Source organism: Catenulispora acidiphila DSM 44928 (assembly GCF_000024025.1).
Lineage (GTDB): Bacteria > Actinomycetota > Actinomycetes > Streptomycetales > Catenulisporaceae > Catenulispora > Catenulispora acidiphila.
Map to the genome: position 1 here is coordinate 9508669 of NC_013131.1, position 25528 is coordinate 9534196.

General features: G+C 71.8%; 24 protein-coding genes. 18 read left to right on the top strand and 6 right to left on the bottom strand.

Annotated features, from left to right (window positions below; genetic code table 11):
* Positions 1 to 201 precede the first annotated feature (201 nt).
* The 17 genes from CACI_RS40510 (at position 202) to CACI_RS50695 (ending at position 18187) form a co-directional block, all read left to right on the top strand.
* Positions 202 to 1818, top strand: a complete 1617-nt coding sequence (locus CACI_RS40510; RefSeq protein WP_015796746.1) for a sensor histidine kinase — start codon at positions 202 to 204, stop codon at positions 1816 to 1818.
* Positions 1815 to 2495 carry a response regulator gene (locus CACI_RS40515; RefSeq protein WP_015796747.1) on the top strand — a complete coding sequence of 227 codons (681 nt, stop codon included), beginning with the start codon at positions 1815 to 1817 and terminating at the stop codon, positions 2493 to 2495. Before CACI_RS40510 ends, CACI_RS40515 begins: the two co-directional genes overlap by 4 nt.
* 145 nt (positions 2496 to 2640) lie before the next feature.
* Positions 2641 to 3390 (top strand): response regulator transcription factor, encoded by a 750-nt coding sequence (locus CACI_RS40520; RefSeq protein WP_015796748.1) that lies wholly within the window; start codon positions 2641 to 2643, stop codon positions 3388 to 3390.
* 335 nt (positions 3391 to 3725) lie between these two features.
* Positions 3726 to 4415, top strand: a complete 690-nt coding sequence (locus CACI_RS40525) for a hypothetical protein (RefSeq protein WP_015796749.1) — start codon at positions 3726 to 3728, stop codon at positions 4413 to 4415.
* Positions 4416 to 4428: 13 nt separating this feature from the next.
* On the top strand, positions 4429 to 5880 hold the full coding sequence (locus CACI_RS48715; RefSeq protein ID WP_015796750.1) for an atrophin-1 family protein: 1452 nt from the start codon (positions 4429 to 4431) through the stop codon (positions 5878 to 5880).
* A gap of 115 nt (positions 5881 to 5995) precedes the next feature.
* Positions 5996 to 7324: a CpaF family protein gene (locus CACI_RS40535; RefSeq protein WP_015796751.1), complete on the top strand. Its 1329-nt coding sequence runs from the start codon at positions 5996 to 5998 to the stop codon at positions 7322 to 7324.
* Positions 7325 to 7329: 5 nt separating this feature from the next.
* Positions 7330 to 8241, top strand: coding sequence for a type II secretion system F family protein (locus tag CACI_RS40540; RefSeq protein ID WP_015796752.1), 912 nt, complete (start codon positions 7330 to 7332; stop codon positions 8239 to 8241).
* Positions 8238 to 9152: a type II secretion system F family protein gene (locus CACI_RS40545; RefSeq protein WP_015796753.1), complete on the top strand. Its 915-nt coding sequence runs from the start codon at positions 8238 to 8240 to the stop codon at positions 9150 to 9152. Before CACI_RS40540 ends, CACI_RS40545 begins: the two co-directional genes overlap by 4 nt.
* A 14-nt stretch (positions 9153 to 9166) precedes the next feature.
* Positions 9167 to 9571, top strand: a complete 405-nt coding sequence (locus CACI_RS40550) for a Flp family type IVb pilin (RefSeq protein WP_041540759.1) — start codon at positions 9167 to 9169, stop codon at positions 9569 to 9571.
* 7 nt (positions 9572 to 9578) lie between these two features.
* A complete protein-coding gene (locus CACI_RS40555; protein WP_015796755.1) occupies positions 9579 to 10064 on the top strand; it encodes a TadE/TadG family type IV pilus assembly protein in 486 nt (161 codons plus the stop codon).
* The gene (locus CACI_RS46775) at positions 10061 to 10783 is read left to right on the top strand and encodes a TadE family protein (protein WP_015796756.1); all 723 of its coding nucleotides are present in this window, start codon (positions 10061 to 10063) and stop codon (positions 10781 to 10783) included. Before CACI_RS40555 ends, CACI_RS46775 begins: the two co-directional genes overlap by 4 nt.
* A complete protein-coding gene (locus CACI_RS46780) occupies positions 10783 to 11316 on the top strand; it encodes a TadE/TadG family type IV pilus assembly protein (protein ID WP_015796757.1) in 534 nt (177 codons plus the stop codon). The genes CACI_RS46775 and CACI_RS46780 overlap by 1 nt, the downstream gene beginning before the upstream one ends.
* 27 nt (positions 11317 to 11343) lie before the next feature.
* On the top strand, positions 11344 to 14616 hold the full coding sequence (locus tag CACI_RS46785) for a BTAD domain-containing putative transcriptional regulator (RefSeq protein WP_015796758.1): 3273 nt from the start codon (positions 11344 to 11346) through the stop codon (positions 14614 to 14616).
* Positions 14617 to 14659: 43 nt separating this feature from the next.
* Positions 14660 to 15367 (top strand): hypothetical protein, encoded by a 708-nt coding sequence (locus CACI_RS40575; protein WP_143765592.1) that lies wholly within the window; start codon positions 14660 to 14662, stop codon positions 15365 to 15367.
* Positions 15361 to 16302 carry a hypothetical protein gene (locus CACI_RS40580; protein WP_015796760.1) on the top strand — a complete coding sequence of 314 codons (942 nt, stop codon included), beginning with the start codon at positions 15361 to 15363 and terminating at the stop codon, positions 16300 to 16302. Before CACI_RS40575 ends, CACI_RS40580 begins: the two co-directional genes overlap by 7 nt.
* 202 nt (positions 16303 to 16504) lie before the next feature.
* Positions 16505 to 17488, top strand: a complete 984-nt coding sequence (locus tag CACI_RS46790) for a hypothetical protein (RefSeq protein WP_015796761.1) — start codon at positions 16505 to 16507, stop codon at positions 17486 to 17488.
* 264 nt (positions 17489 to 17752) lie between these two features.
* The gene (locus CACI_RS50695; protein WP_143765593.1) at positions 17753 to 18187 is read left to right on the top strand and encodes a hypothetical protein; all 435 of its coding nucleotides are present in this window, start codon (positions 17753 to 17755) and stop codon (positions 18185 to 18187) included.
* A 164-nt stretch (positions 18188 to 18351) separates the two neighbouring features.
* Here the strand turns inward: CACI_RS50695 and CACI_RS40595 are convergent, their stop codons facing one another.
* Positions 18352 to 19032, bottom strand: a complete 681-nt coding sequence (locus tag CACI_RS40595) for a response regulator transcription factor (protein WP_015796763.1) — start codon at positions 19030 to 19032, stop codon at positions 18352 to 18354.
* Between the two features lie 44 nt (positions 19033 to 19076).
* Positions 19077 to 20228 carry a sensor histidine kinase gene (locus tag CACI_RS40600; protein ID WP_083795982.1) on the bottom strand — a complete coding sequence of 384 codons (1152 nt, stop codon included), beginning with the start codon at positions 20226 to 20228 and terminating at the stop codon, positions 19077 to 19079.
* A gap of 195 nt (positions 20229 to 20423) precedes the next feature.
* Here CACI_RS40600 and phoU point away from each other — a divergent pair, with 195 nt between their 5' ends.
* On the top strand, positions 20424 to 21077 hold the full coding sequence (gene phoU / locus CACI_RS40605) for a phosphate signaling complex protein PhoU (protein ID WP_015796765.1): 654 nt from the start codon (positions 20424 to 20426) through the stop codon (positions 21075 to 21077).
* 99 nt (positions 21078 to 21176) lie between these two features.
* Here phoU and CACI_RS40610 read toward each other — a convergent pair whose 3' ends face one another.
* From CACI_RS40610 to CACI_RS40625, 4 genes are all read right to left on the bottom strand, one after another.
* Positions 21177 to 22463 carry a hypothetical protein gene (locus tag CACI_RS40610; protein WP_015796766.1) on the bottom strand — a complete coding sequence of 429 codons (1287 nt, stop codon included), beginning with the start codon at positions 22461 to 22463 and terminating at the stop codon, positions 21177 to 21179.
* A gap of 7 nt (positions 22464 to 22470) precedes the next feature.
* The gene (locus tag CACI_RS40615) at positions 22471 to 23007 is read right to left on the bottom strand and encodes a SigE family RNA polymerase sigma factor (protein WP_015796767.1); all 537 of its coding nucleotides are present in this window, start codon (positions 23005 to 23007) and stop codon (positions 22471 to 22473) included.
* 67 nt (positions 23008 to 23074) lie between these two features.
* Positions 23075 to 25018, bottom strand: a complete 1944-nt coding sequence (locus CACI_RS40620; RefSeq protein WP_015796768.1) for a GTP-binding protein — start codon at positions 25016 to 25018, stop codon at positions 23075 to 23077.
* Between the two features lie 134 nt (positions 25019 to 25152).
* Positions 25153 to 25524: a hypothetical protein gene (locus tag CACI_RS40625; protein ID WP_015796769.1), complete on the bottom strand. Its 372-nt coding sequence runs from the start codon at positions 25522 to 25524 to the stop codon at positions 25153 to 25155.
* Positions 25525 to 25528 lie beyond the last annotated feature (4 nt).

Sequence of the window (25528 nt, forward strand, 5' to 3'; positions counted from 1 at the left end):
AACGGTTGGGTAAGAGGCCTTTACGGCTGTCGGTCGCCGTTCACTGTGGGGCAGGTCACAGATCACCTTCACGGTTACGCGCATTACGCGCACAGGAACCGCGGGCGGACCACGGCAGCCGGAACCACAGCTCACCGCCACCCGGCGCCCATCGCAGCGTCCGTCTTTGCCGAAACCCGTTCGTCATGGACACTGCGGGGCATGCGCCACCTCCGAAGCCGGTTCAGCATCGCCACCCAGGTCCTGCTCATGCAGTGCGTCCTGGTGCTGCTGCTGACCGTGGCCGGATCGGCGGCGGCGGTCCTGCAGGCGCAGGCCACCGAGCACGCCGCCGCGCGGCGGCAGGTCCTGTCCACCGCCGAGGCGGTGGCCGGCGCGCCGTCCACGGTCGCCGCGCTGCGCGGCAAGGATCCGACCGTCCCGCTCCTGCCCGAGACCACCGCGCTGGAGCAGCAGGCCGGCGTCGACTTCGTGGTGGTGATGACCACCGCGGGCATCCGCTTCACGCATCCGAACCCGGCGCTGATCGGCAAGACGTTCGTCGGGCACATAGCGCCGGCGGTGGCCGGCAAGGCGTTCACCGAGAACTACCGGGGCTCGCTGGGCCCGTCGGTGCGCTCAGTGGTGCCGATCCGCGATCCGCAGGACGGCGGCCGGATCATCGGGCTGGTCTCGGTCGGCATCACTCAGCACCGGCTCAGCTCGCTGTTCGGGCAGCAGCTGCCGCTGGTCATCGGGATCTCGGTGGCGGCGCTCGGGTTGGCGGTGCTCGGGGCGTACGCGGTCGGCCGCCGGGTGCGGCGGCAGACCCGGGGCCTGGGCCCGGTCGCGCTGGCCGAGCTCTACGAGCACCACGACGCGGTGATGCACGCGATGCGCGAAGGCCTGCTGCTGCTGGACCCGGAAGGCAAGCTGATCCTGGCCAACGACGAGGCGGTGCGGCTGCTGGACCTGCCGGCCGCGCGGACGGGGCGGACCCCGGCCGAACTCGGCGTGGACGGCTCGCTCGGCGCGGTGCTGGCCGGCGGCGCCGACGTGGCCGACGGCATCCATCTCACCGACAACCGGGTGGTGACCGTCAACCAGTCCACGGCCCGGCGCGCCGGCCGCGATCTGGGCACCGTGGTGACGCTGCGGGACCGCACCGAACTGCAAGCGCTCACCGACGAGCTGGCCTCGGTGCAGGGCTTCGCCGAAGCGCTGCGCGCCTCCAACCACGAGGCGGCGAACCGGCTGCACACCGTGGTGACGCTGATCGAGCTGGACCGGGCCGCCGAAGCGGTGCGCTTCGCGACCGGCGAGCTGGCGGCCCAGCAGCAGCTGGTGGACCGGCTGCTGACCGCGGTCGAGGAACCGGTGCTGGCCGCGCTGGTGCTCGGGAAGGTCGCGCAGGCCCGGGAGCGCGGCATCGAGCTGGGCGTCGGAGAGGTGACCGCGGTGCGCGACCTGCCGCTGCCGGTGACCGACGCGGTGACGCTGATCGGCAACCTGATCGACAACGCGCTGGAGGCGGTCGGCGGCGCCGGGGGTAACGGGGAGACCTGGAGCGGCGCGCCGAAACAGGTCTGGATCGAGCTGTCCGACGACGCCTCTGGGCTGAGTATCCGGGTCGCCGACAACGGTCCGGGCATCGCACCGGAGCGGCGCGAGGAGGTGTTCGTGCGCGGATTCACCACGAAGGCCGAGGCGGGGCGCGGGCTGGGGCTCGCGCTGGTGGCGCAGATCGTGAAGCGGCACGGCGGGAAGGCCGCGGTGTCCGAGGCGGACGGCGGCGGCGCGGTGTTCGACGTCAGCATTCCCAGGAGGGCCGGCCGGTGATCCGCACTCTGGTGGTGGAAGACGATCCGGTGCTCGCCGAAGCGCATCGGGTCTACGTGGAGCGGGTTCCCGGCTTCGAGGTCGCGGACGTCGCGCGGACCGGCGCCGACGCGTTGCGGGTGCTGGCGGCGCGGGACGTGGACCTGGTGCTGCTGGACGTGTATCTGCCGGACATGACCGGGATCGATCTGTGCCGCACGCTGCGCGCCCGGGGCGAGGCGACCGACGTGATCGCGGTGACCTCGGCGCGGGATCTGGCGACGGTCCGGGCGGCGGTGTCGCTGGGGATCGTGCAGTACCTGATCAAACCGTTCCAGTTCGCGACGTTCCGGGGCCGTCTGGAGGCCTACGCCGAGTTCCGCCGCGCCACCGAGTCCGCCGACGCCAACTCCGGCGCGCTGCAGCAGGACGAGCTGGACCGGATGCTCGACGGGCTGCGGTCCCCGCGTCCGGCACAGCTGCCGAGGGGACTGTCGGACAGCACGCTGGCCGCGCTCGTCGGGATCCTCAAGGCGGCCTCGCCGCTGACCGCCGCCGAACTCGCCGACCGCGCCGGGGTCAGCGCGCCGACCACGCGGCGCTATCTCGAATACCTGACAGCGCGCCGGCTGGTCTCGGGACAGCCGCGCTACGGCGGGCCCGGGCGTCCGGAAACCGTCTACCAGTGGTCCGGCTGAGTGGTCCGGCTCAGGCCCCGCCGAACGCCGCCACCGCCGCCCACGGCATTCGTCAGCATCCATCCAAAGGCCGCGGCACCCGCGTTGACAAGCCCGTCTATCCGACGTTGAGCAAATGGTGAGCCCGGCGGCGGACAGTTGCGCTATGCGAGTTCTCATCACCGGACTGGGTCGGCGGCGCAGCCGGACCCTCAGCGGCGGTCTGGCCGCGCTGGGGTTCGACGTGCTGGACGCCGCCGACGTCACCGGGGCCGGGCCGCTGCGGCGGCTGCCGGACGTGGTGCTGCTGGAGTGCGGCATCGTCGATCGCGAAGTGCTGGCGTTCTGCCGCCGGCTGCGCACCGAGCTGCAGGCCCCGATCATCGCCGTCACCCACCGCGTCGACATGGGCGCGTGGCTGCGCGGCCACGACAACGGCATCGACGACTACGTGGTCCAGCCCTTCGGGCTGCAAGAGCTGGCCGCGCGCCTGCGGCTGGCCGTGGCCCCGCCGCGGCCGCCGCTCACGCCCGGGCCGCCGCGCCGCATCGTCGCCGGACCCCTGGTGGTCGCGGAGGACTCGCGGACCGTCACCGTGCACGGCCAGCGCGTCGCCCTGCGCCCGAAGGAGTACCAGCTCCTGGTGGTGCTGGCCCGGCAGGCCGGGACCGTGCTGGCCCGCGACCAGCTCATCTCCCGGCTGTGGCCGGCCGGCTGGGACGGCGCGGAGCGGTCGCTGGAGGTGCACATCGCCTCGCTGCGCTCGAAGCTCGCGCTGCCCGGGATGATCGCCACGGTGCGCGGGGTGGGCTACCGGCTGGTCACGCCGGAATCGTTCCTGCGCCTGAGTTCGGAGGCGGTGCGGCAGCTACGGGAGGAAGCTGCGGGCCGCGAGCGGACGGTGGCGGCGGCATAGCTCAGGGCGATCCAGGCTGGACATTGCGATCAGGCAACGACTGCGAGCTCGGCCACCGACGATTCGGCGACCGCCGCGACCCGGGACACCCCGACGTCACGGCGGTCGTTGCCACGAGGCGTGACGCTCTGAGCACGGATCCTGCGATCCGACTGCGCGCAAACAGGGACAGATCACTTAAGGCCTCTCCCCGAGGGCGATGAAAGGCGGTTACGATAGCCGCTCGCAGGGGGATGGCGAACCGTCCAACGCCGCATCGCACCGGGGATCCCACCATCCCCACCGTCTCTGCGTTCTGCGATACGGCCCGACGCGTGTAGGCGGGGAAGACAGCTGTGAGCAAGGACCGGACGATACCGGGCGCCCCGCCGGCGGGCGCCGTTTTCGGGGGCGGTCGCGCGGTCGCGGCCTCCCGGCTGCCCTCCGCGCCGCGGGAGCGCAAGCCCGCGCTGGCCGCGCTGGCCGTGCTGCTCATCCTGGCCGGCGCGCTGGCCACGATGCTGCTGGTGACCCAGTCCGGACACCGGGTCTCGGTGGTCCGGGTCGGCGGCGCCACGATCGCCGCCGAATCGACGCTGACCGCCGGGGAGTTCGTCGAGACCAGCGTGGCGCAGGACAACGACATCAAGTACATCCCGTGGGACCAGGTCGGCAGCCTGAACAAGCGCGTCACCTACAACACGCTGGTGAAGGGCTCGCTGCTGACCTCGGACATGCTCACCGACCAGTCGGCGGTGCCGACCGGCGTGGCGCCGGGCAGCACGCTGATGGGCGTCCAGATCAAGCAGGGCCACTACCCGACCGGCCAGATGTACGCCGGCGACAAGTTCACGCTCTACGCCCAGACCACCACGCCCGGCCCGAACGGCCAGGGCACCACGACGGCCTGGGCCGAACTGGGCACGGTGACCCTGGTGACCCGGGACAACGCGGAGACCCTGACGGCGACCGTCGCCGTGCCCTCGGACAAGGTGCTGGCGATCGCGAACGCCAGCGACCTGATGCTCACCAAGACCTCCGGGTGAGGCCGCACTCCTGATGTCCCTGATCGTCCTGGCCTCCGACAAGGGCTCCCCCGGCGTCACGACGACCGCGGTGGCCCTGGCCGGCGTGTGGCCGCGCCGCGCGATCCTGGCCGAGTGCGATCCGGCCGGCGGCGACCTGGTCTACCGCACCCCGGCCGAGAGCGGCGCCCCGCTGAACCCGAACATCGGCATGCTGTCGCTGGCCACCACGGCCCGCCACGGCTTGTCCGCGCACCAGCTCGAGCAGCACGTCCAGCGCATGCACGGCGGCTTGGAAGTCGTCGTCGGCCTGGCCACCGGCGACCAGTCGGCGGGCTTGGCGGGCCTGTGGCCGGCCCTGGGCCGGGCCTTCGACGCCCTGCCGGACACCGACGTGATCGCCGACTGCGGCCGCGTCGACGCCACCGGCCCGGCGCTGGAGCTGATGGCGGCGGCGGCGCTCGTGGTCCTGGTCGCGCGCACCTCGGCGGAGCAGATCGCGCACGTCCGCGACCGCGCGCTGTCCCTGCTGCAGCGCGTTGGCGGCGGCACCGCGACCGCCGGCGGCGGGCCGGGCGTGCCGATCGGCGTGGTGCTGATCGTCGACCCGAAGCAGCGCGCCCGGGTCACCGCGCAGGTGGACGAGCTGCTGCGCACCAGCGGTCTGCCGGTGAAGGTGGTCGGCACGATCGCCGACGACCCGGACGGCGCGGACCTGATCAACGGACGCGGCCGGGGACGGCTGGACCGGACGCTGCTGATCCGCTCGACGCGCGAGGTGGCGCTGGACCTGTCGAGCCTGTACTCGACCCCTTCGCAGGGCACTGCGATGTCGGCGCCGCAGGGCGGACCGATGCCGCACGGCAGCGGGCCGATGCCGCAGGGAACGCAGCAGCCGCAAGGGATGCCGCCGATGGCCGGACCCGCGCCGCAGCAGCAGTACGCCGCTCCGCCGATGCCGCAGCCGACGCACCAGCCGATGCCACAGCCGGTGTCGCAACCGATGGCGCCGCCACGCGGACACCAGCCGACGGCACCGCCGCATGGACAGCAGCCGATGGCGCCGCCGCGCGGACAGCAGCCGGTGGCACCGTCGCGTCCGCCGCAACCCGCGCCGAGCAACGGATACATACCGTCTGCCCAGAATCCGCAGGCGCCTCAGCACCCGTCGACTCCGCCGGTACCTCAGATTTCGCAAATACCTCAGCCTCCGCAGCCGCCCCCGGCTCCCGGTACGGCGAAGCAGCCGATGTTCCGCCGCGGTCCCCAGCCGCAGCCCACCGTCTGGCCCGGCGAACAGCCGCCGAAGCCGCCGCCCTCGGCCCACGAGGGCTTCACCTCCGTCACCCTCGGCGGCGGACCCGACCCGCGCAGCAATCTGCAGTACAAGGACGACGGCGACCTGGACCGCCTGCCGCCGCGCACCGAGAACAACCCCGGTCGTGGCTCCCGCCGCGCCGGTCCGCCGCAAGAGGGGGGTCAGTGATGACCGCCCTCCCCCGCCGCCGATCCGGCGCCGAAGTCCGGCATCGGCGCCCGCATCCGTCTCATCGTCAGTACTCTGACACCCCGTGTCCCCGACCCGCCCGGGAGGTGTGCTGATGGCCTCCCCCGTCGACCACGGCCTCGTCAAGCGGCTGCGGCAGGACGTCGGCGACCGCCTCGCCGAGCAGCGCCGCGCGGACCAGGCCTCGCGCCTGCCCCCGATGACCGGCGAGGACGAGCGGCAGTACGCGCGGGCCCTGGTGGCGCAGGCGCTGGAGGACCACGCGCGCGCCGAGATCACCTTCGGGCGCACGCCGCCGAACGCCATGGAGGAAGAGGCGCTGGCGGCCGCGGTGCACGCCGCGCTCTACGGCGTCGGGCGGCTGCAGCCGCTGCTGGACGACCCGGAGATCGAGAACATCGACATCAACGGGTGCGACCGGGTCTTCCTCGGCTTCGCCGACGGCCGCGAGGCCGAGGGCGAGCCGGTCGCCGACAACGACGAGGAGCTCATCGAGCTCATCCAGGTGCTCGGCGCCTACTCCGGCCTGTCCTCGCGGCCCTTCGACACCGCGAATCCGCAGCTGGACCTGCGCCTGCCGGACGGCTCGCGGCTTTCGGCGGTGATGGACGTGACCCGCCGCCCCGCGCTGTCGATCCGCCGCGCGCGCCTGGGCAAGGTGTTCCTGCGCGATCTGGAGACCAACGGCACGGTGCTGCCGGAGGTCGGCGCCTTCCTGCGCGCGGCGGTCGCGGCGCGCAAGAACATCATGATCGCCGGCTCCACCAACGCCGGGAAGACCACGCTGCTGCGCGCGCTGGCCAACGAGATCCCCGGCCACGAGCGCCTGATCACCGTCGAGCGCGCGCTGGAGCTGGGCCTGGACCAGTTCCCCGAGCTGCACCCGAACGTCGTGGCCTTCGAGGAGCGCCTGCCGAACTCCGAGGGCCACGGCGCGGTCTCGATGGCCGAGCTGGTGCGGCGCAGCCTGCGCATGAACCCCTCGCGGGTGATCGTCGGCGAGGTCCTGGGCGATGAGATCGTCACCATGCTGAACGCCATGTCGCAGGGCAACGACGGTTCGCTGAGCACCATCCACGCGAACTCCTCGCTGGAGGTCTTCAACCGCATCTCGACCTACGCCCTGCAATCGCGCGAGCGGCTGCCGGTCGAGGCCAGCCAGATGCTGATCGCCGGCGCGATCAACTTCGTGGTCTTCATCACCCGCCGCAACGCCTACCACCGCGGCGGCACGCTGCAGCGCATGGTGACCTCGATCCGCGAGGTGAACGGCATCGACGGCCGCGTGCTGTCCTCGGAGATCTTCGCCGAGGGCCCGGACGGCCGCGCCGTCGCGCACGCCCCGATCGCGTGCATGGAGGACCTGGCCCAGGTCGGCTACTCCGGACCCCTACAGACCCACCACGCCCCGGGATGGAGGTGAGGCTCATGGACTCCGCTGTGTTCAACCCCACCACGTTCGCCGCCATCGGCGTCGGCGCGGCCGTCGGCGGCGGCTTCGCGCTGCTGATCACCGCGATCCGCGGCTTCCCGGCCAAGCCGGAGCAGGCCTCCGGGCGCACCGCCGCCGACATCGTCAAGTTCCTGTCGACACGCGCCGCGGTCGCCGTCGTGGCCGGCGCGGTGGTGCTGGCCGCGACCCGCTGGCCGACCGCCGCGATCGCGGCCGGCGTCCTGGTCTTCTTCTGGAACCAGCTGTTCGGCGGGCTGGCCGCCGAACGCGCCGCGCTGGCCCGGGTGGAGGCGCTGGCCGGCTGGACCGAGAGCCTGCGCGACACCATCGCCGGCGCGGTCGGCCTGGAGCAGGCGATCCCGGCGACCGCGCGCGCCGCGTCCCCGGCGATCCGCGAGAACCTGCACACCCTCGTGGACCGGCTGCGCGCCCGCATGCCGCTGCCGCAGGCGCTGGAGTACTTCGCCGACGACATGGACGACGCCTCCGCCGACCTGGTCATCGCCGCGCTGATCCTGAACGCCCGGCTGCGCGGCCCGGGTCTGCGCGAGGTGCTCGGCGCGCTCGCGCAGTCCTCGCGCGAGGAGGTCGACATGCGCCAGCGCGTCATGGCCCAGCGCAGCTCGACCCGGCGCAGCGTGCAGATCGTGGTCGGGGTGTCGGTCGCGGTGGTGCTGGGCCTGGCGGTCTTCAACAAGTCCTTCGTGCAGCCCTACAGCACGGCCACCGGCCAGCTGGTGCTGCTGGGGGTGATCGGGCTGTTCGCGGCCGGATTCTTCTGGCTGCGCAAGCTGTCCTCGATCGAGACGCCGGCCCGCTTCCTGCAGCGCGCGCGGACCGTCCCGGCCCATCCGGTCCCCGAGCAGCGGAGCGGTGATCCGCGATGACGTACGAAGTACTGGCCGGCGCGCTGGTCGGGCTCGGGCTGTTCCTGCTCATCAGGGCCCTGATCCCCGGCCGGCCGGACCCGATGGCCGCGATCGCCCGCATCGACGCGCTGCGCCAGCACACCTCGCTGGGTCCGCAGCAGGACCAGGCTCCGCCCAAGGGTCTGGCCAAGCTGCGCGAGGACCTCGGCGCGTCGATGAACGACTTCTACATCCGCCAGGGCTGGCAGATCCGCTCGCTGCGCGCGGACCTGGCGATCCTGGACCGCTCGGTGGAGCAGTTCCTGGCCGCGAAGCTGCTGCTGGCCGCTCTGGGCATCATCTTCGGGCCGTTCGTCTTCGCGGCGGTCTACGTCCTCGGGCTGCACCTGACGCCGACGATCCCGGTCTGGCTGGCGCTGCTGTTCGGCGGGGTGTTCTTCCTCCTGCCGGACCTGGAGGTGAAGGGGCAGGCCGCCGAGAAGCGCCGCGACTTCCGCCGCGTGCTCGGCGCCTACCTGGACCTGGTCGCGATGAACCTGGCCGGCGGGCGCGGTCTGCCCGAGGCGCTGATGGCGGCCGCCGAGGTCTCCGACGGCTGGGCGCTGCGCCGGATCCGCGACGCGCTCACCGACGCCCGGGTCACCGGCATCTCGCAGTGGAACGCGCTGTCCCAGCTCGGCGACGCCCTGGACGTCGACGAGCTCAAGGACCTCGGCGCCGCGCTGGCGCTGGTCGCCGAGGACGGCGCGAAGGTGCGCGAGTCGCTGGCCGCGCGCGCCGAGACGATGCGCCACCGCGAGCTGTCCGAGATCGAGGGCGCGGCCGGTGCGAAGTCGCAGTCCATGCTCGTCGCGCAGATGCTGCTGTGCGCGGGCTTCATGGTTTTCCTCCTGTACCCGGCGATGGCGCGGGTCATGGGCTCTATCTAGCAGAAAGACGTGAGATGAAAGCTCAAGTCATCACCACCGAGTACACCGAACTCTGCCCGGTCCAGCCATGGCAGCACGCTGCGGCTGCTTCGCAGGGCTCTGTCATGTTTCTCGACACCGTCCCCGCCCTCGCCGTCGCTGTGGCGGCCGACGGTACCGATGGTGACGTCGCCGCGCCCCGCAAGGCCTCCGACCGCGGCGCGTCCGCCGTCGAGTGGGTCGTCATCACCGGCATCGTGGTGGCGATCGTGGCCGGCGTGGGCTGGGGCATCAGCAAGGCCATCTCCGGCAAGGCCGACCAGGCCTGCAACCAGATCAACAGCGCCGGCGACAATATCAGCGTGACCGGCGGCGGCGACGGCGGGAACTCCGGCGGTACCACCGGCACCACCGGCGGCACCGGCGGGTGCAGCAAGTAGCGGGCTCATGACGGACGGGGCGAGAGAGGACGGGACCACGTCGCGCGGCGGACGATCGCTGCGCGACGACCGCGGCATGACCGCGATCGAGTTCGTCGTCCTCACCCCGCTGTTGTTCCTGCTGTTGATGCTGACGGTGCAGTTCGCGCTGTACCTGTTCGCGAAACAGGCCGCGACCGCCGCGGTCCAGGACGGCGCCCGCACGGCGCGCGAGGAAGCCGCGTCGAAGGGCTGCACCGACACGACCGGTACGTGGCAGCAGGACGCGGTGACCGCCGCGGTGGCCCGCGCACAGGCTCTCGGCGGACAGCTGATCCTCAAGCCGGCGGTGACGACCGGCTTCACGCTGGACCCGGAACTGAACGCCGACTGCAAGATCTCGCTGGTCCGGGTGGACCTGCACTCGGCGGTGCCCTCGGTCTTCCCCGGGTGGACCCCGACGATCGACGTGCACGCCGGCGGTCCGCTGGAGCAGCCGGTGAGGCATCCGTGAGCCGCCGCATCCGAGACGGCCACTCGGCCGACCGCGCCGTCCGCACCGCGCGGCCCGCGCGGGCCGCGCGCACTGCCGACGCCGGCGTGTCCTCGGTCGAGGTCGTGCTGATGACACCGCTGATCGTGATGCTGATCCTGCTGATCGTCGCGCTCGGCGTGATGGTCAACGTCCGCAGCGAGGTCGAGGGCGCGGCGCGCGACGCGGCCCGGGCCGGATCGCTGCAGGGCACCGGGCAGGACGCGGCGACCCAGGCCGAGGCCGCCGCCGCCGCCGACCTGGGCTCGCGGTGTCAGGGTTCTGCCACCGTCAGCAGCGCCTACGTGCCGCCGGCGGCGGACGGCGGCGGCTACTACAAGGTGACGGTGGCCTGCACCGTGGACATGTCCGGCTTCGGGATGTTCGGCGCGCACCAGACCTTCAGCCAGACCTTCGCCGCGCCGATCGACCCGCTGCAGAACTTCCACCCCGGGAACCTGCCGACCTCCACCGCGCCGTCGGGCACGGAGCCGACCACGCCGGTGCCGACGAACACCCAGTTCTCCGCGCCTAGCTGGCTCACCCCGACGGACCAGCCGACCGACACCACCACCGGCACACCCGGGCAGATCCCGACCACGCCGACCGGCACGGACAGCCTGCCCACCACCGCGACCTCGACCGCAACCACGACCACGACCACGACCACCCCGACCACGACCAGCACGGCAGGGCACTGATGCAGCGCCGCCTGAAGACCCCGCGCGCGCACCCGCGCCGAAGCCTGCGCCGGGCCCTGCGCGACGACCGCGGCTCGCTGGCCATGGCCGTGGTCATCTGGGCGCCGGTCGTGGTGCTGCTGATGGCGTTCGTGGTCGACGTCGGGCTGCTGATCTCCGACCGCACCCAGGCCTCGGACTACGCCGACCAGGCGGCGCGGCGGGTCGCGCAGGACATCGACCAGGGCTGGCTGAAGACGCACAACGTGCGCGGGCCGAACGGCGAGGACCCCGGGATCAAGGTGAATGTGGATCCGGATACCGGGGACTGTGTGCCGGACGCCGAGCAGTACCTGCTGGACAACCAGATCACGGATACCACGATCACATCGTGCCAAGTCACGGGGAATCCGACGGAAGTAGACCTCTACGTCAATCCCCGGATAACGGTCACACTACAAATGCAGTACAAGCCGCTGTTCGTCGGTTTCGCCCTCAAAGGTGACAGTACTGTCACCGGGACGGGATCTGCGACACCGGTCATCCCGAAGTAGCAGAAGCAGGAAAGGGGGCGCGGACGCATGGCGCACGATACGGACCGGCAATACCTCGCGCCGCAGGGACCGCCGCCGGGTATGGCGCAGCAGACTCCGGTCGCCTTGAAGCGGCAGCGGAGCGCAGCGGACGTCCTCACCGGTCTGGGGGCGCTGCTGGCGTTGCTGGCGCTGGTGATCGGCGTGCCGTTGGCGTTGGCGTACTTCGTGGGCTGGCCGCTGCCGCACCACATGCCCTCCGGCGGCGTGCTGAACTCGAAGATCGACACCAAGACCTTCACCAACGTGCTGGCGATCCTGGTCTGGCTGGCGTGGGCGCAGTTCTCGGCGTGCGTGCTCGTCGAGGCGCTGGCCGCCGCGCGCGGTATCGGGATGCCCGGCCACGTGCCGCTGTCCGGCGGCAGCCAGGTCCTGGCCCGCCAGCTCGTCGCCGCCGTGCTGCTGATCACCGCCTCGGCCGCCTCCTTCGCCCCCGGTCTGTCCTCCCTGGGCCGCACCTCCGGCGACGGCCCGCACCGCGCGCCGATCGCCGCGACCCAGGTGCTGCAGCAGGGCACGCGCGCCGACACCGCGATGCCCTCGGGACCGTCGCAGCGCGCTGCGACGTCCATCGACGCCCGCACCGCGACGGACACGAAGTCCCCCGCGGCCAAGGGCGCGACGAAGTTCTACCGGGTGCAGCCGCCGGCCGGGCGCCACCACGACTCGCTGTGGGAGATCGCGCAGCGGCACCTCGGCGACGGCCGCCGGTACCAGGAGATCTACGACCTGAACAAGGACCGGGTGCAGCCGGACGGCTCGATGCTGACCAAGGCGTCGCTGATCCGCCCGGGCTGGATCCTGGAGATGCCGGCCGACGCGGTCGGCGGGGACCTGGTGAACGATCCGTCGGCGCCCGCGCAAGCGTCGGGACCGACGCACCCCGGTGCGCCTTCGCACCAGGGCGGCGGTCCCGCGCACAACGTGCCGGGTCCCGGACCCGGGAGCGGTGTCCAGCAAGGCGGTCCCGGCGCTCTGCCGGACCCGCACGCCGTGGGCGGTCTGGGCGGCGTGCCCGGAAGCCCTTCTACCTCGTCGACCCACGTCCCGCACGGCGCGAGCGCCGCCGCCCTGGACCGCATATCCGCCACCGAGCAGACGGTGACCCTGCCCGCGGTGACCGACGCCGCCGCGACGGTCGGCCAGGCCGCCGCGGACGCCGTGCACCACCTCGGAGACGGCTCCGGCGAGCGGTCCGACGCGGTGAAGCTCGGCGCGACCAACCTTTCGCAGAACCCTCAGTCGCCGCCCGCACCGCGCCAGAGCCCCGTTTCGCCGGCGCACGCGACCATCGCGGCCGGCAGCCACACCCCGAGCAACGCGGCGCACCGGAACCAGGCTCCCGCCGGCGAGGAATCGCCGTACCGGCTGCCGCTGGAGCTCGCTTCCGCGCCGCTGCTGGCCGCCGGGCTGCTCGGCGCCCTCGGCCGCAACCGGCGGCGCCAGCTGTGGAACCGGACCGTCGGCCGCCGGCTGGCCGGGCCCGGCGGCAGCGCGGCCGGCGCCGAGGAGGCGATCCGGCTCGGCGCCGGGCTGGCCGACGCGCGGTTCCTGAACCAGGCGCTGCGCGAACTGTCCGCCTCGCTGGCCACCGCCGGGCGGCCGCTGCCGCCGGTGCAGCTGGCCAACCTGACCGAATCAGGGCTCGAACTGCGTCTCGCGGAGCCGGGTCCGGCCGCCCCGCAGCCGTGGCACACCCGGCCGGACGGGCTCGCCTGGTGGGTCGCCCGCACCGACGTCGGCTCGGTCGCCAAGCGGGTCGCGGAGGCGGCTGTGGCGCCGTGTCCGGGACTGGTGACGGTCGGCGCGATCGGGCCCGACGCCGCCACCCGCGTGCTGCTGGACCTGGAGGCGTCCGGCGGCGTGATCGCGGTCGGCGGCGACGACGCGATGCGGCGCGCGGTACTCGCCGCGATGGCCGTGGAGCTGCTGACGAACACGTGGTCGGACAAGATGACGGTGACGCTCGTGGGCTTCGCCGGCGACCTGTCGTCGCTGGCGCCGGGCCGCGTGCACCAGACCGCGTCGCTGGAAGAGGTCCTGCCGGGTCTGGAGACGGAACTGGCCGAACGCCGCCGCGGTCTGTCCGAGGCCGGTCTGGACTCGGTGCTCGGCGGCCGGCTCGGCATGGTCGGCGGCGCGGGCTGGCCGCCGCACTTCATCATCAGCGCCGCCCCGGTCTCCGGGCAGACGGCGGCGCGCCTGGCGGCCGTCATCGGCGACCCGTCGCGCCTGGGCATCGGCTACCTGATCGCCGGCGAGGTCCCGGGAGCGGCGTGGCAGGCCACGGTCGACGCCGCCGGCCGGCTCCGCCTCCCGGCGCTGAGCCTGGAGGTGACGGCGCAGCGCCTCCCCGACGACCAGTACCAGTCGGTCCTGGCTCTGTTCGAAGCCACCCGCGACCTCGACGGCGAGCCGATCGTCCCGCTGACCGCCGAAGCCGCGGTCCTGGAAGCCCAGCTCCGCGTGACCCCGACCGTCTCGGTCCGCCTGCTGGGGAACCTGGAGGTCACCGGCGCCTACGGCGACCTCGAGGAGGACCGGGTCGAGCAGGCCGCCGAGGCTTTGACGTTCCTGATGCTGCACCGCGACGGGGTCCACCCGCGCGTCCTCACCTCGGCCCTGTTCCCGCGCGGCGCCACCACCGAGATCGGCGACCAGGTGCTGCACCGCCTCGGGACCTGGCTCGGCGTCGCGCCGGACGGCACCCCGAACCTGGTGACGCTGCCCGACGGGCGCCTGACCGTCTCCCAGAGCGTCCGCAGCGACTGGGAGATGTTCAAGAACATGCGCGCCCTGGCCGATCTCGACCCCCGGTATCAGGACCCGAAGAACCGCGACCAGGTCCTCGGCCAAGCCCTCGGACTGGTCCGCGGACCGCTGCTGGCGCAGCGCGAGACGAGCCGCTACGGCTGGCTGGCGTACGAATCGGTGGAGACCGAGGTCCCGGCGGTGATCGCGGACACGGCGATCGAGCTCTGCGAACTCCGCCTGTCCCTCGGCGACGCCGAAGGCGCCATCGACGCGGTCCGCAGCGGCATGCGCGGGTCGCCGAACGACGAGGAACTGTGCCGCTCCCTGGTGCGCGCGACGCACGCGAGCGGCGACGAAGGCAGGCTCCGCGAAGCCATCACGGCGATCGAGGAGCAGACCCGGGCGGTACACGGCGAACGCGGCCTGCACCCGAAAACCGAGGCCCTGGTGGACGAACTCCTCCCGGGCTGGCGCGAAGGACGCGAGGTACTGGCGGCGAGGGCGTAAGGCCGTTTTCGATGACGAGGGGGAGAACGCGAGGATGGAGCTCATGGAGCGGGGCAAGGTGTACAAAGGCCTGATCGGGGCTTTCGGGGCTTGTCTGCTGCTGGCTGGATGCTCCAGTTCGCAGAAGCCGGCGGCTTTGGGACCGGTCGGCGAGAGCGCTACGGACAGTGCTGCCGGTAGCGCCACTGTCTCGGCAACGCCTACGGGAACTGCCGCGAGTTCTTCGAGTTCGACCGGTTCGGCCTCCGGCAGCAGCCCGGCGGCTGCGGCGCCGAGGACGGTGATCACGTCGTCGGCCGGCTTGACGTACAAGGCCACGGTGCCCGGCGATCCCGATTCCGCGGCGGCCCTGACAGCCTTCGAGAACTACCGCGTGATCCTGACCGCGATGAGCTCCAAGCCGGACTACAGCACGAATCTCGGCGACTACGCCGACGGGAACCCGCTGACCCTTGCGGACACGTACATCCTCACCCTCAAGCAGAACAACGAGGTCATGGTCGGCACCACGACCGAGACCGTCACCTCGTCCACGCTCACCATGGCGGCGTCCCCCTTGCCCCTCATGACGATCACGGTATGCAAGGACGCCACGAAGTACCACGAAGTCTTCAGTTACGGCAAGAACAAAGGCAAGCTCGCTGTTTCCGACATCACGCACCCTTATCCGCTGACATACACGGTGCACAAGAGCGCCGATGGGAAGTGGCGTGTGACCAGTGTCCACGGGGAGAGTGACAAGACATGCTGACGACGAGACGGCGCCTGACCTCGGTCGCCGCGGTGTGCGCCATGATTTTCGCGATGGTCGCGGCCTACTCGCCCGGCCGTGCGCTGGCCGATGACAGTTGTGTCGGCGGCCACTGGCAGCCGGACCAGAACGGTGTCCTGCACTGCGTCATCTCCAGTCCGGGAAGCCCGGGCAGTCCCGGCGGCCCGATCAACGGCACGAACATCCAGTGCACGAACAACCACATCACCTACCAGGGCCAGGACTACGTCTGCGATCTCCCCGGGGGCTGGTCGTTCAGTTACGGCTGCTACATCAAACAGGTCGAGCCGCAGCCCGCGCTGAACGATCCGAACTGGGACTGGGGGGAAGATACTCTCGCGAACAGCCGCATGCAGTACATCTCCTGCGGCGTGATGCCGCCGACCGTCCCCGGTAACCGCGAACCGCATCCCGGGCCCTGCAGCGTCGTCGGCGCGTGCGGCGGGCTCGACCCCGTCCAAGGCGTCACCAACCAGCTGGCGATCGACAAGCCCGCGCTCGGAATGGCGCCGTCCGGCGGACCCGGCGCGACCGGCTTCGTGAACGCGAACGTCTGGCTCTGGAGCAAGGGCCTGGACATCTCCACGCAGACCCGGAAGGCGGGCAACGTCGTCGGCACCCGCACCTTCAACCGTGCGAACTGGATCGTCGCCCGCAAGAACCCCGCCGGTACCGTCACCACACTGCACTGCGACTCAGACCACGAATACACCACCGACAAGGGATCGGCGCCCTCGCCCGACCCGAACTGCGGATTCCAGTTCAAGGATCCCGGCGACTACACGATCACCGTCACGACGACCTGGACGCTGGTCATCACGCAGAACGGCGTCGCGGATCCGGCTCAGACCGTGACCAGCACGCCGACCACCACCGCGATCACGATCGTGGAAGGCCAGAGCACCAACGGCTGACCCGGCTCGCATCGCTCGCCAACACCCGCCCTCGCCCGCGTCGCCGCCCCGGCACGCGGGCGAGGCGCGTTCGGCTTCCCGCAGGTCCGCCACCCTCGCGCCACCCACGCCGCAGCCCACCGCGCACAGTCCCGGACACCCCTGATATCACTGGTACAGCCGCCCTCCACCGCACGACGCCCGCAAGACGAAGGGAGCCGCCGTGACCGCAGCGGACGAGCGCTTGTGGCGCCCGGAGCCGCCGGTTCCGCTGGCCCGGCTGGTCGTGTGGATCACGCGCGGGGGCGCTCCGGCGGTGGTGCGGGATCCGGAGATCGGGACCGGGGTCTACGTCGTGGCCTCGACGCTGGCCAGCATCGACATGGCCGACGCGCCCGGAGGTGCGCGACCGACCACGCCGGGGGCGGCCGACGCCGTACTGGCGTTGGTCCCGGAACACCACGGGCTGGTGGTGGACAAGGCCTCCGCGGATCCGGTGGTGCTCTCGGCGGCGACGGTCGACCAGCTTCGGCCGCGGCCGATCCCGCACGGCACGGAGGCCGATGCCGCCTTCCACTTACTGCCGCCGCACGTGGCCGCCTACCTCGCCGGGATCCGGCGGGCCGCCAAACCGGCCGGGGCGGGGCGCATCACGGCGACCTGGACGCTCTTCCCCGACAGCGTGCCGGCGCTGCTGCTGATCGTGAAGCCGGCGCGCAAGGCCGACGGGCCCGCCGCCCTGGACGCGGTGTACCGGGCCGTGCAGGAGCTGGCGCCGCCGGAGACCGTGCGGGTCGTCGACGCCGGGACGCTCAGCCGCGGGCAGATGTTCCGGACGCTCAGCGGGCAGCGGCTGGTCGAGTCCCCGGCGCCGGACCCCGATCCGTACGCGTGGCCCGGCGGACACGGCGGCTCGGGACCGCGCGCCGGCGGCGGCAGCAACCCTCGCTCCAGCCGCGCCAAGACCGACCCTTACTCCGACACCGGCTCCGATCCCGCCTCCGGCAAGCGCCCGATCACCGGCCGCACCCCCTTCAACCTCGCGCTGGCGATGGTCGGCGCGCTCGCCGGCGCCTTCGTCACCGCCCTGCCGCGCGAGTTCTCGATGCACGGCGCCCCGGCGGCCGGCGCGGTCGTCGTCGGGGTGCTGATCATCGTGGTCTGCGTCGGGGCGGCGCTGCGGGACTTCTTCCGGCGCGAGCCGTGACCGCCGCGAGCTGTACCACCGCGAACCCTGATGGAGCGCGGCCGTGTCCTGATGCCCTTGGAATCGGCGGTTGAGCGACACCCGAGAGGATCGACGCGGCCGCACATCGGGGCACAACACCTTTCGAGTGAAGAACCCCTGATTTTCACCTGTTATCAAGCGAAAAGCCGCCCCGGCCGGATACGGTGGAGCAGTCGCGCCGCACACCGCGTGCACGAAAACGCGTCCTCCCGCGTGGCTGCCCGCTTGGCTACAGTGGCATCCATGCCGATCCGGGGGACCGTAGCAGCGGCCAGGGCCGCCGCCACCGCAGTCGCGGCGGCCCTGGTCTGCGCCGCTTGCGGCAGCGCCGCGAGCCATCAGCCCGGACCGCCGCCCGGGAGCGCCACCGCCTCTTCGAGCACTGCCACCCCCGCCGCCGGCGGCACCGGCCGGCCCAGCGGGGCGCCGCTGCAGCAGGGGACGACGTCTCCGGCTGACCGGCCCAGCGGCGGGGCGATCAACGACGCGCGGCTGTCGCCGTCCTCCTCGAAGAGCCCGTCGAAGAACCCGGCGACGAGTCACCCGCAGCCGACCACCGCACCGAAGCCGACCACGGCCGCGCCGCCCCCGCCGCACAGCAGCACGCCGAGCGGGCCGGTCATGGGCTCGCGGTCGGGCACGTCGACGCCGCCCGCCCCGTCGATGTCGACGCGCTGAGACGCGCGAAGCCCCGCTGGACAAAGGAACGCCGAAAAGGCTCCGGTCATCGACCGAAGCCCTTCCTCACGCACTCATACGCCTCACGCGCACTCACACGCCTCACGCGCGCCCTCACGCACGCGTGCCGCCCGAGCTGAGAAGGCACAAAGACCGGCGCCCGCTCAGCCCTCGAACTTGTACCCGAGCCCGCGCACCGTCACCAGGTGCACCGGCGTGCCCGGGTCCGGCTCGATCTTCGCGCGCAGGCGCTTGACGTGCACGTCCAGCGTCTTGGTGTCGCCGACGTAGTCCGCGCCCCACACCCGGTCGATCAGCTGCATCCGGGTCAGCACCCGGCCGGAGTTGCGCAGCAGCATCTCCAGCAGCTCGAACTCCTTCAGCGGCAGCTCGACGGGGCGGCCGTCGACCGTCACCTTGTGCCGGTCCACGTCCATCCGGACCGGGCCGGCCTCCAGCGCGCCGCCGTCCGGCTCGTCGCTGGCCGCCTGCCGGCGCAGCACCGCACGGATGCGGGCCACCAGTTCGCGGGCCGAGAAAGGCTTGGTGACGTAGTCGTCGGCGCCCAGCTCCAGGCCGACGACCTTGTCGATCTCGCTGTCCTTGGCGGTCAGCATGATCACCGGGACGTTGGACTTGGCCCGGATCTGCCGGCAGACCTCGGTCCCGGGCAGCCCGGGCAGCATCAGGTCCAGCAGCACCAGGTCGGCGCCGTGCCGGTCGAACTCCTCCAGCGCGGCCGGGCCGGTGTCGGCGACCGCCACCTCGAAGCCCTCGTTGCGCAGCATGTAGGACAGGGGGTCGCTGATCGAGTCCTCGTCCTCGACCACGAGTACACGGGTCACTTCGGGGTCCTCCCACTAGGTATCAGGTTGTTCAAGGGGGGCCGTCACACAGCCCGTGCCAGATCGCGTTCCTCGACACAGACGGGGAGCTTCAGGGTGAAGGTGGAGCCGTTCCCCTCGGAGGACCACACCGTCACCTCCCCGCCGTGCGTGGCCGCGATGTGCTTGACGATCGACAGGCCCAGGCCCGTCCCCCCGGTCGCGCGCGAGCGCGCCGGGTCGACGCGGTAGAACCGCTCGAAGATGCGCTCCAGGTCGCGTTCGGGTATCCCGATGCCCTGGTCGGTGACCGAGATCTCGACCAGGTCGCCGGTGCGCTTGACGGTCACCGCCACCCGGGTGTCGTCCGGGGAGTAGTTCACCGCGTTCTCCACCAGGTTGCCCAGCGCCGCGGACAGCTGGGTCCGGTCCCCGCGCACCGCGGCGTCGTCCTCGGCGTCGGCGATCAGCTCGATCCGGCGCGAGGCGGCGGTCTCATAGCTGCGGTCCAGCGCGTCGGCCACCACCTCGGCGACGTGCACCTTCTCCGCCGAGGCGGCCAACGGCGCGTCGATCTGCACCCGGGACAGGTCGATCAGGTCCTGGATCAGCGAGGTCAGCCGGTGCGACTCCTGCTGCATCCGGGCCGCGAAGCGGCGGACCGCCTCGGGGTCGTCGGAGGCCGACTGCACGGCCTCGGCCAGCAGCGACAGCGCCCCGACCGGGGTCTTGAGCTCGTGCGAGACGTTGGCCACGAAGTCCCGGCGGACCTCGTCCACCCGCCGGGCCTCGGTGCGGTCCTCGACCAGCACCAGCACCAGGGCGGCGCCCAGCGGGGCGATGCGGACCGTGGAGTGCAGGACGGCGGCCGCGCCGTGCGGCAGCTCCAACTCCACCTGGCGTATCTCGCCGTCCCGGCGCACCTGCCGGGCCAGCTCGAGCAGCTCCGGCGAGGTCAGGCTCCGGGACTTGACCAGTCCCATCGCGTAGGCCGCCGGGGAGGCCTTGACGACGGCGTCACTGGCATCCAGCACCACGGCTGAGCTGCGCAGGACCTGCAGGACACCGGCGACGCCCGGCGGGACCGGATCCTCGCTCGGCGATTCGGGTGGACCCACGCGCTCCCTTTCGCTGAACCGGAAGGCCAAAGCTCCGCTGACCCCGGTACCCAGGCCGATCAGCGCGGCCAGCCCGGCGGTCGCAGCATTGACGTTCACACAGCCAACAGTAAGGGCGGTTCGCACCGCGAACACTCCCGCGGATCATTCCGCCGTACCGGCGTGGCCAAGAGTTCACTTTCCAGCCCTCATCGGTTCACCTGCGGCATTGTCCCGGGACGCCTGGAACGGGGAGAGTGGTCGGCGTCCGCACAGCAGACGAAGAGCACACGCGACGACAGGAGCGGTAACCCCATGCGCGACGCCTTCCACGAGGAGCTCGACGCGATCAGCGAGACCCTGGTCGAGATGACGCGGCTGGTCGGCTCGGCCATGGCCCGCGCCACCACCGCGCTCCTGGACGCCGACCTGACCCTGGCCGAGTCGGTCATCGACGCCGACGACCAGGTCGACGACCTGCAGCACTCCCTGGACGACAGCAGCTTCGACCTGCTGGCCCGGCAGCAGCCGGTGGCCGGGGACCTGCGCACCATCATCACCAGCCTGCGCATGAGCGCGGACCTGGAGCGCATGGGCGACCTGGCCCGGCACGTGGCCAAGGTGGCCCGCCGCCGCTACCCGCAGTCGGCCATCCCGCCGGAGATCCGCGGCACCATCGTGGAGATGGGCGACATCGCCGCCGAGCTGGTCGCCAAGGTCGGCTCGATCATCGCCGCCCGCGACGTCGAGGCCGCCCTGGCCCTGGAGGCCGAGGACGACGAGATGGACCGCCTGCACCGCAGCCTGTTCAAGTCGCTGATGGACGACAAGTGGAAGCACGGTATCGAGACCGCCGTGGACGTCACCCTGTGCGGCCGCTACTACGAGCGCTACGCCGACCACGCGGTGTCCGTGGCCAAGCGCCTGGTGTTCCTGGTGACCGGCGAGCACCCGACGCCGGCGAGCTGAGCTCGGCGGGAGTCAGTACCCGTGCTGCCGAGCACACAGAGCAAGCGGCTCCGGCCGGCTGTCCTTCCGGGCAGCCGGCCGGAGCCGTTCTCGGAGTGATCAGGAAGGCTGCTGGAGGTCGGCCATGGACACCAGCCGCTGCACGTCCGTGATCACCTTCGATGCCCCCGGCGCCTGGATGATCGCCCTGGCCTGCTGCGGTGTCAGTCCGGAGCCCTGCGGCGCGGTCTCGACGGGCTTGCCCAGCTGCGCCGGTTCGACCGACGTGCCCGTCTCCGGCTTGCCGAAGACGTTGAGCACGATGGAGGAGTCCTTGGACGTTCCGGTCCACCCCGCGTAGGCGCCGAGCCGCGCCTTGCCGTCCGGACCCACTTGCTTGAACTGAGCACCGGAGTGGGCGGTGTAGCACAGGGAGCCGGCCGGACAGGAGATCTGATCGTGCGCCCCGGCGATGGCGAACCACTCGAGCGTGTCGACCCCGTCCGGGCCGACGAGTTCCAGCGCACCGGGTGCCCCCGGGCTGAGCTTCAGCCGGAATCCCGCCGGCAGGATCGTCTTCGCCTCAGTGTTGATCTTCGCCTCGATGCTGTACCGCAGCCGGACCGCCGCCGACGATGCCGGAACGGACGGGTCCAGGAGATGCTGGAGCTTGCCGAATCCCGGCGCCTCGATCATCTTCTGAAAGGCTGTCGCGTCGATCGGGGTGTTCTGGCCGTCGCCGTAGATGTAGAAGCGGAAGGGTGCCTTGACCGCGTCTGTGGGCTTGAACTCATACCAGGCGGTGAATCCGTTAGCGAAACTCGACTCGGTTCCCTGCGGCACCACCGCCACGCGGATCACGCCCCCGGCGACAGCGACGGGAGTCGCAGACACCCTCGCGAAGGCGTCGGCGTACCCGGTGGCGTCCGTGGGGTCGAAGCGCACGGCGAAATTCTTCCCGCCGGAACTCACCTCGACTCCCTGCCCGTAGTCGCCGGTCAGCATCGACGTGTCGCCGCCGGCGCTCATCCGGTCCGGGACCACCTTCACCCCCTGCGGCAGCAGCGGGCCGATCGTCCCGGGAAGCTCCGCCGCGATCTCCCGCTGCCGGTCCGAGTAGGTGGGCGCGGAGTCCTCGTAAGCCTGCGGCGAGATGTTCCCCGTGCCGGTGGCGATCGACCAGTCGCCGCCGCCGGACGCCGTCCCGCCGCCGGCGAGCGCCGTCGCCCCGGCGACCACCGCGAGCACGCTCAGCGTCGCCCCGGCCACGGCGAACCCGCGCCGCCGGGTCACCGCCATCCCCTGCGCGATCGCGCCGTCGGCCAGGTCTGTGCGGTGCATCGGCTCCGGCTCCTCGAAGAGCCTGCCGATCATGTCGTGGACCAGAAGGTCCGAATTCTCTGTCATTTCTGCCTCACCTGGTCGTGTCTACGGAGTCGGGAAGCAGGGCCGCGAAGTCGCCCAGCCGCTCGCGCAGCTGCGCCAGCCCGCGGGCCGACATGCTCTTGACCGTGCCGGTGCTGATGGACAGCGCCTCGGCGGTCTGCTCGACGCTCTGGTCCTCCCAGTAGCGCAGGGCCACGACCGCCCGCGTGCGCGGGGCGAGCTCGGCCAGCGCGGCCAGGATCGTCAGCCGCACCGCGGCGTCGTCCTGGACCGCCGGCCGGTCGACCAGCGCCTCCAGCGACGCCGCCTCCCGCCGCCATTTGCGGCTGTCGAGGAAGCAGCGGTAGACCACCCGGCGCGCGTAGGCGTCGGGCAGGTCCATCAGCCGCACGCGGTGCCACAAACGGAAGATCCGCTGGTAGGCGTTCTGGACGAGGTCCTCGGCGAGGTGCCAGTCACCGCAGAGCACGTAGGCCGAGCGCCTCAGATGGCCCTGGCTTCCCGTGACGAAGGCCCGGAACTCCTCGTGGTGCTCCGGGCTGGTGCCGTTCCTGAGAGATCTCACGTAGATACAACCGGCGCCGGCGCGCTCGGGGTTCTAGGGCTCCTCGCTGCTTTCTCCAGCGATCGCTTCACGCCTTCTCCAAAGCCAGATACCGCAGATACTGCTCCAGCTCGGCCGGGTTCCCGTCGGTCCGCTCCCGCGGCGCCGGGCGGCTGCGCACCGGCCGGTCCCCCGCCGCCTGCGACAGCCACACCGCCTCGCCGCGGGTGAGCGCGGGCAGCGTCTTCTCGACGTCCCGCACGGTCCGGGCCGGCAGATTCCCGCGCAGGGACCAGGCAGCCGTCCCGCCCTCCGACACCTCGATCTCCGCCTCCGCGGCGATCAACGCCGACAGCACCGCCGAGACGGTGTCCGCCGGGACGTCGAGCTCGAAGGCGTGGCAGGGCTCGAAGACCTCGGTCCCGGCAGCGGTCAGCGCGCGCATCAGCACGAACGGCGCCAGCTTGCGGAAGTCGCCCGCGACGCTGGTCACCGAGCAGAAGCCGCTGTGGACCATGGTGACGACCACGTCCGTCACCTCCCAGCCGTCGAGTCCCTGTTCCAGCGAGCGCAGCACGGTCTCCTCGGTCGCGCGGTGGTAGACCGGCGGCAGCGCGCCGAGCTCGGTCTCGTAGCGGAAGACCCGGCCGCTGGCCGCCGCACCGGGGGCGACGCGGAAGCCGAGGGTCGCGCGCAGCCGGGTGCTCGGGTCGTGGTTCATGTCCTCGCTGTACTCGCCGACGCCGCTCGGCCGTTCGGTGTAGACGGTCCGGCTCGGTGCGAAGAGTGCTTCGACGCCGTACTCCTCGGCGAGGGTCGCGGCGACGACCTCCTTCTGGACCTCGCCGTAGAGCAGGACCGAGCTCTCGCCGCCGGGCAGCGCGCGGGTGCGGATCAGCGGGTCCTGATCGGCCATCTCGACGAGGGCGGCGTGCAGCCGGGTGCGGTCGCCGTCCGCCGCGCGGACGACGGTTTCCAGACTCGGCGAGGCGAAGTCGGCGGCGGTCGCGGCGGTCGCGGCCGCTTCATCGTCCTCGGCGCCGGCGCCGGACCCGAACCGGTCGCCGACCCGGATCCCAGCCAGTCCCCTGACCTTCGCGATGTCGCCGGGCCGGGCCTCCGCCGCGCCGGGAACTCCGACGACGTCGAGCGCGGTGACGGTGCCGAACGCGGTGCGGTCCCGAGTGCGCAGCACGCCGTCGCGGAGGCGGACGTACGCGGTCTTCTCGCCGGCGCGTCCGCGCTCGATGGCGAAGACGGTTCCCCGCGTCTCGCCGTCCGCATCGCCTCCGGCGCGCGGAAGCAGGTCGCGGACACCGCCGACCAGCTCCGCGACGCCCACGCCGGTGATCGCCGAACCGAAGTAGACCGGATACGCGTTGCCCAGCGCGGTTTGGCGCGCCAGTGCCGCACGGAGTTCGGCTTCGCCGGGGACGCGGTCGTCGACCAGGGCGGCCAGGATGGCGTCGTCGTGGTCGGCGAGGCGCTCGGCGTCCGCGCCTGCGAACCCTGCGGTATACACGCGCGCCGCCTTCGTCCCGACGCCCTCGACGGCGGTGACGGCGGTGACGGCGACAGCGTCCGGAGTCAGCAAACGCCGCACGTCCGCAAGCAGTTCCTCATGCCGCGCACCAACGCGATCGACCTTGTTCACGAACAGGAGCGTCGGCACACGCAGCCGTCGCAGCGTCTTCATCAACCGCCGAGTATGCGCCTGCACACCCTCGACAGCCGAGAGCACCAGCACGGCGCCGTCCAGCACCCCCAGCGCACGCTCGACCTCCGCGACGAAGTCAGAGTGCCCAGGAGTGTCGATCAGATTGACCCGCAGATCACCGACCGCAAAGGCCGCGACCGCGGACTTGATGGTGATCCCCCGCCGCCGCTCGATCTCCCCCCGATCAGTCTGCGTGGTCCCGGCATCCACACTCCCCAACCGGCCGATCACCCCGGTCTCAAAGAGCAGCCGCTCAGTCAGGCTCGTCTTACCCGCGTCGACATGCGCGAGAATCCCGATGTTCACAGTGGGCACGATGAATTGCGTCCTCGAAAGCTCGATCCAAAGGGGAAACGAAGAATTCGAAGCGACGGCGCATGCCCTGCCCTCTCGCTAGAACGACGATGCCGCCGTGCAGACTCGCACGGCGGCACCGGTGGGGCAAACGATTATTCGACGCTCGCGGTGAACTGCAGACGGCGGAAAGTACCGGTCGCACCCTCGACGCTTATGTCGGGCGTGGCGTAACGGCTGGAGGTCTGCCAATCAGGCGTGCCATGGCCCGCGGCGTGGATGGCGGTCCGCACCGCCGCCAGCGCCCGCTCGATGCTCTCCGGCTCCGACGCACCGGATGCCTTGAGCTCGACCTCGACGATCATCTGGTCGGCGTCCATGGCGACTCCCGCATCGCTCAGCTCGGAGTTGCACTCTTCAAGCGCCAGAAGAGCCTCCATCACCTTCCCGGCGCTCTGGGCGAGTTCCTCAGCCGACTCGGGCCCGTCGACGCGGAACGAAATACCCAATTGCACCTCGATGCTCATGGCG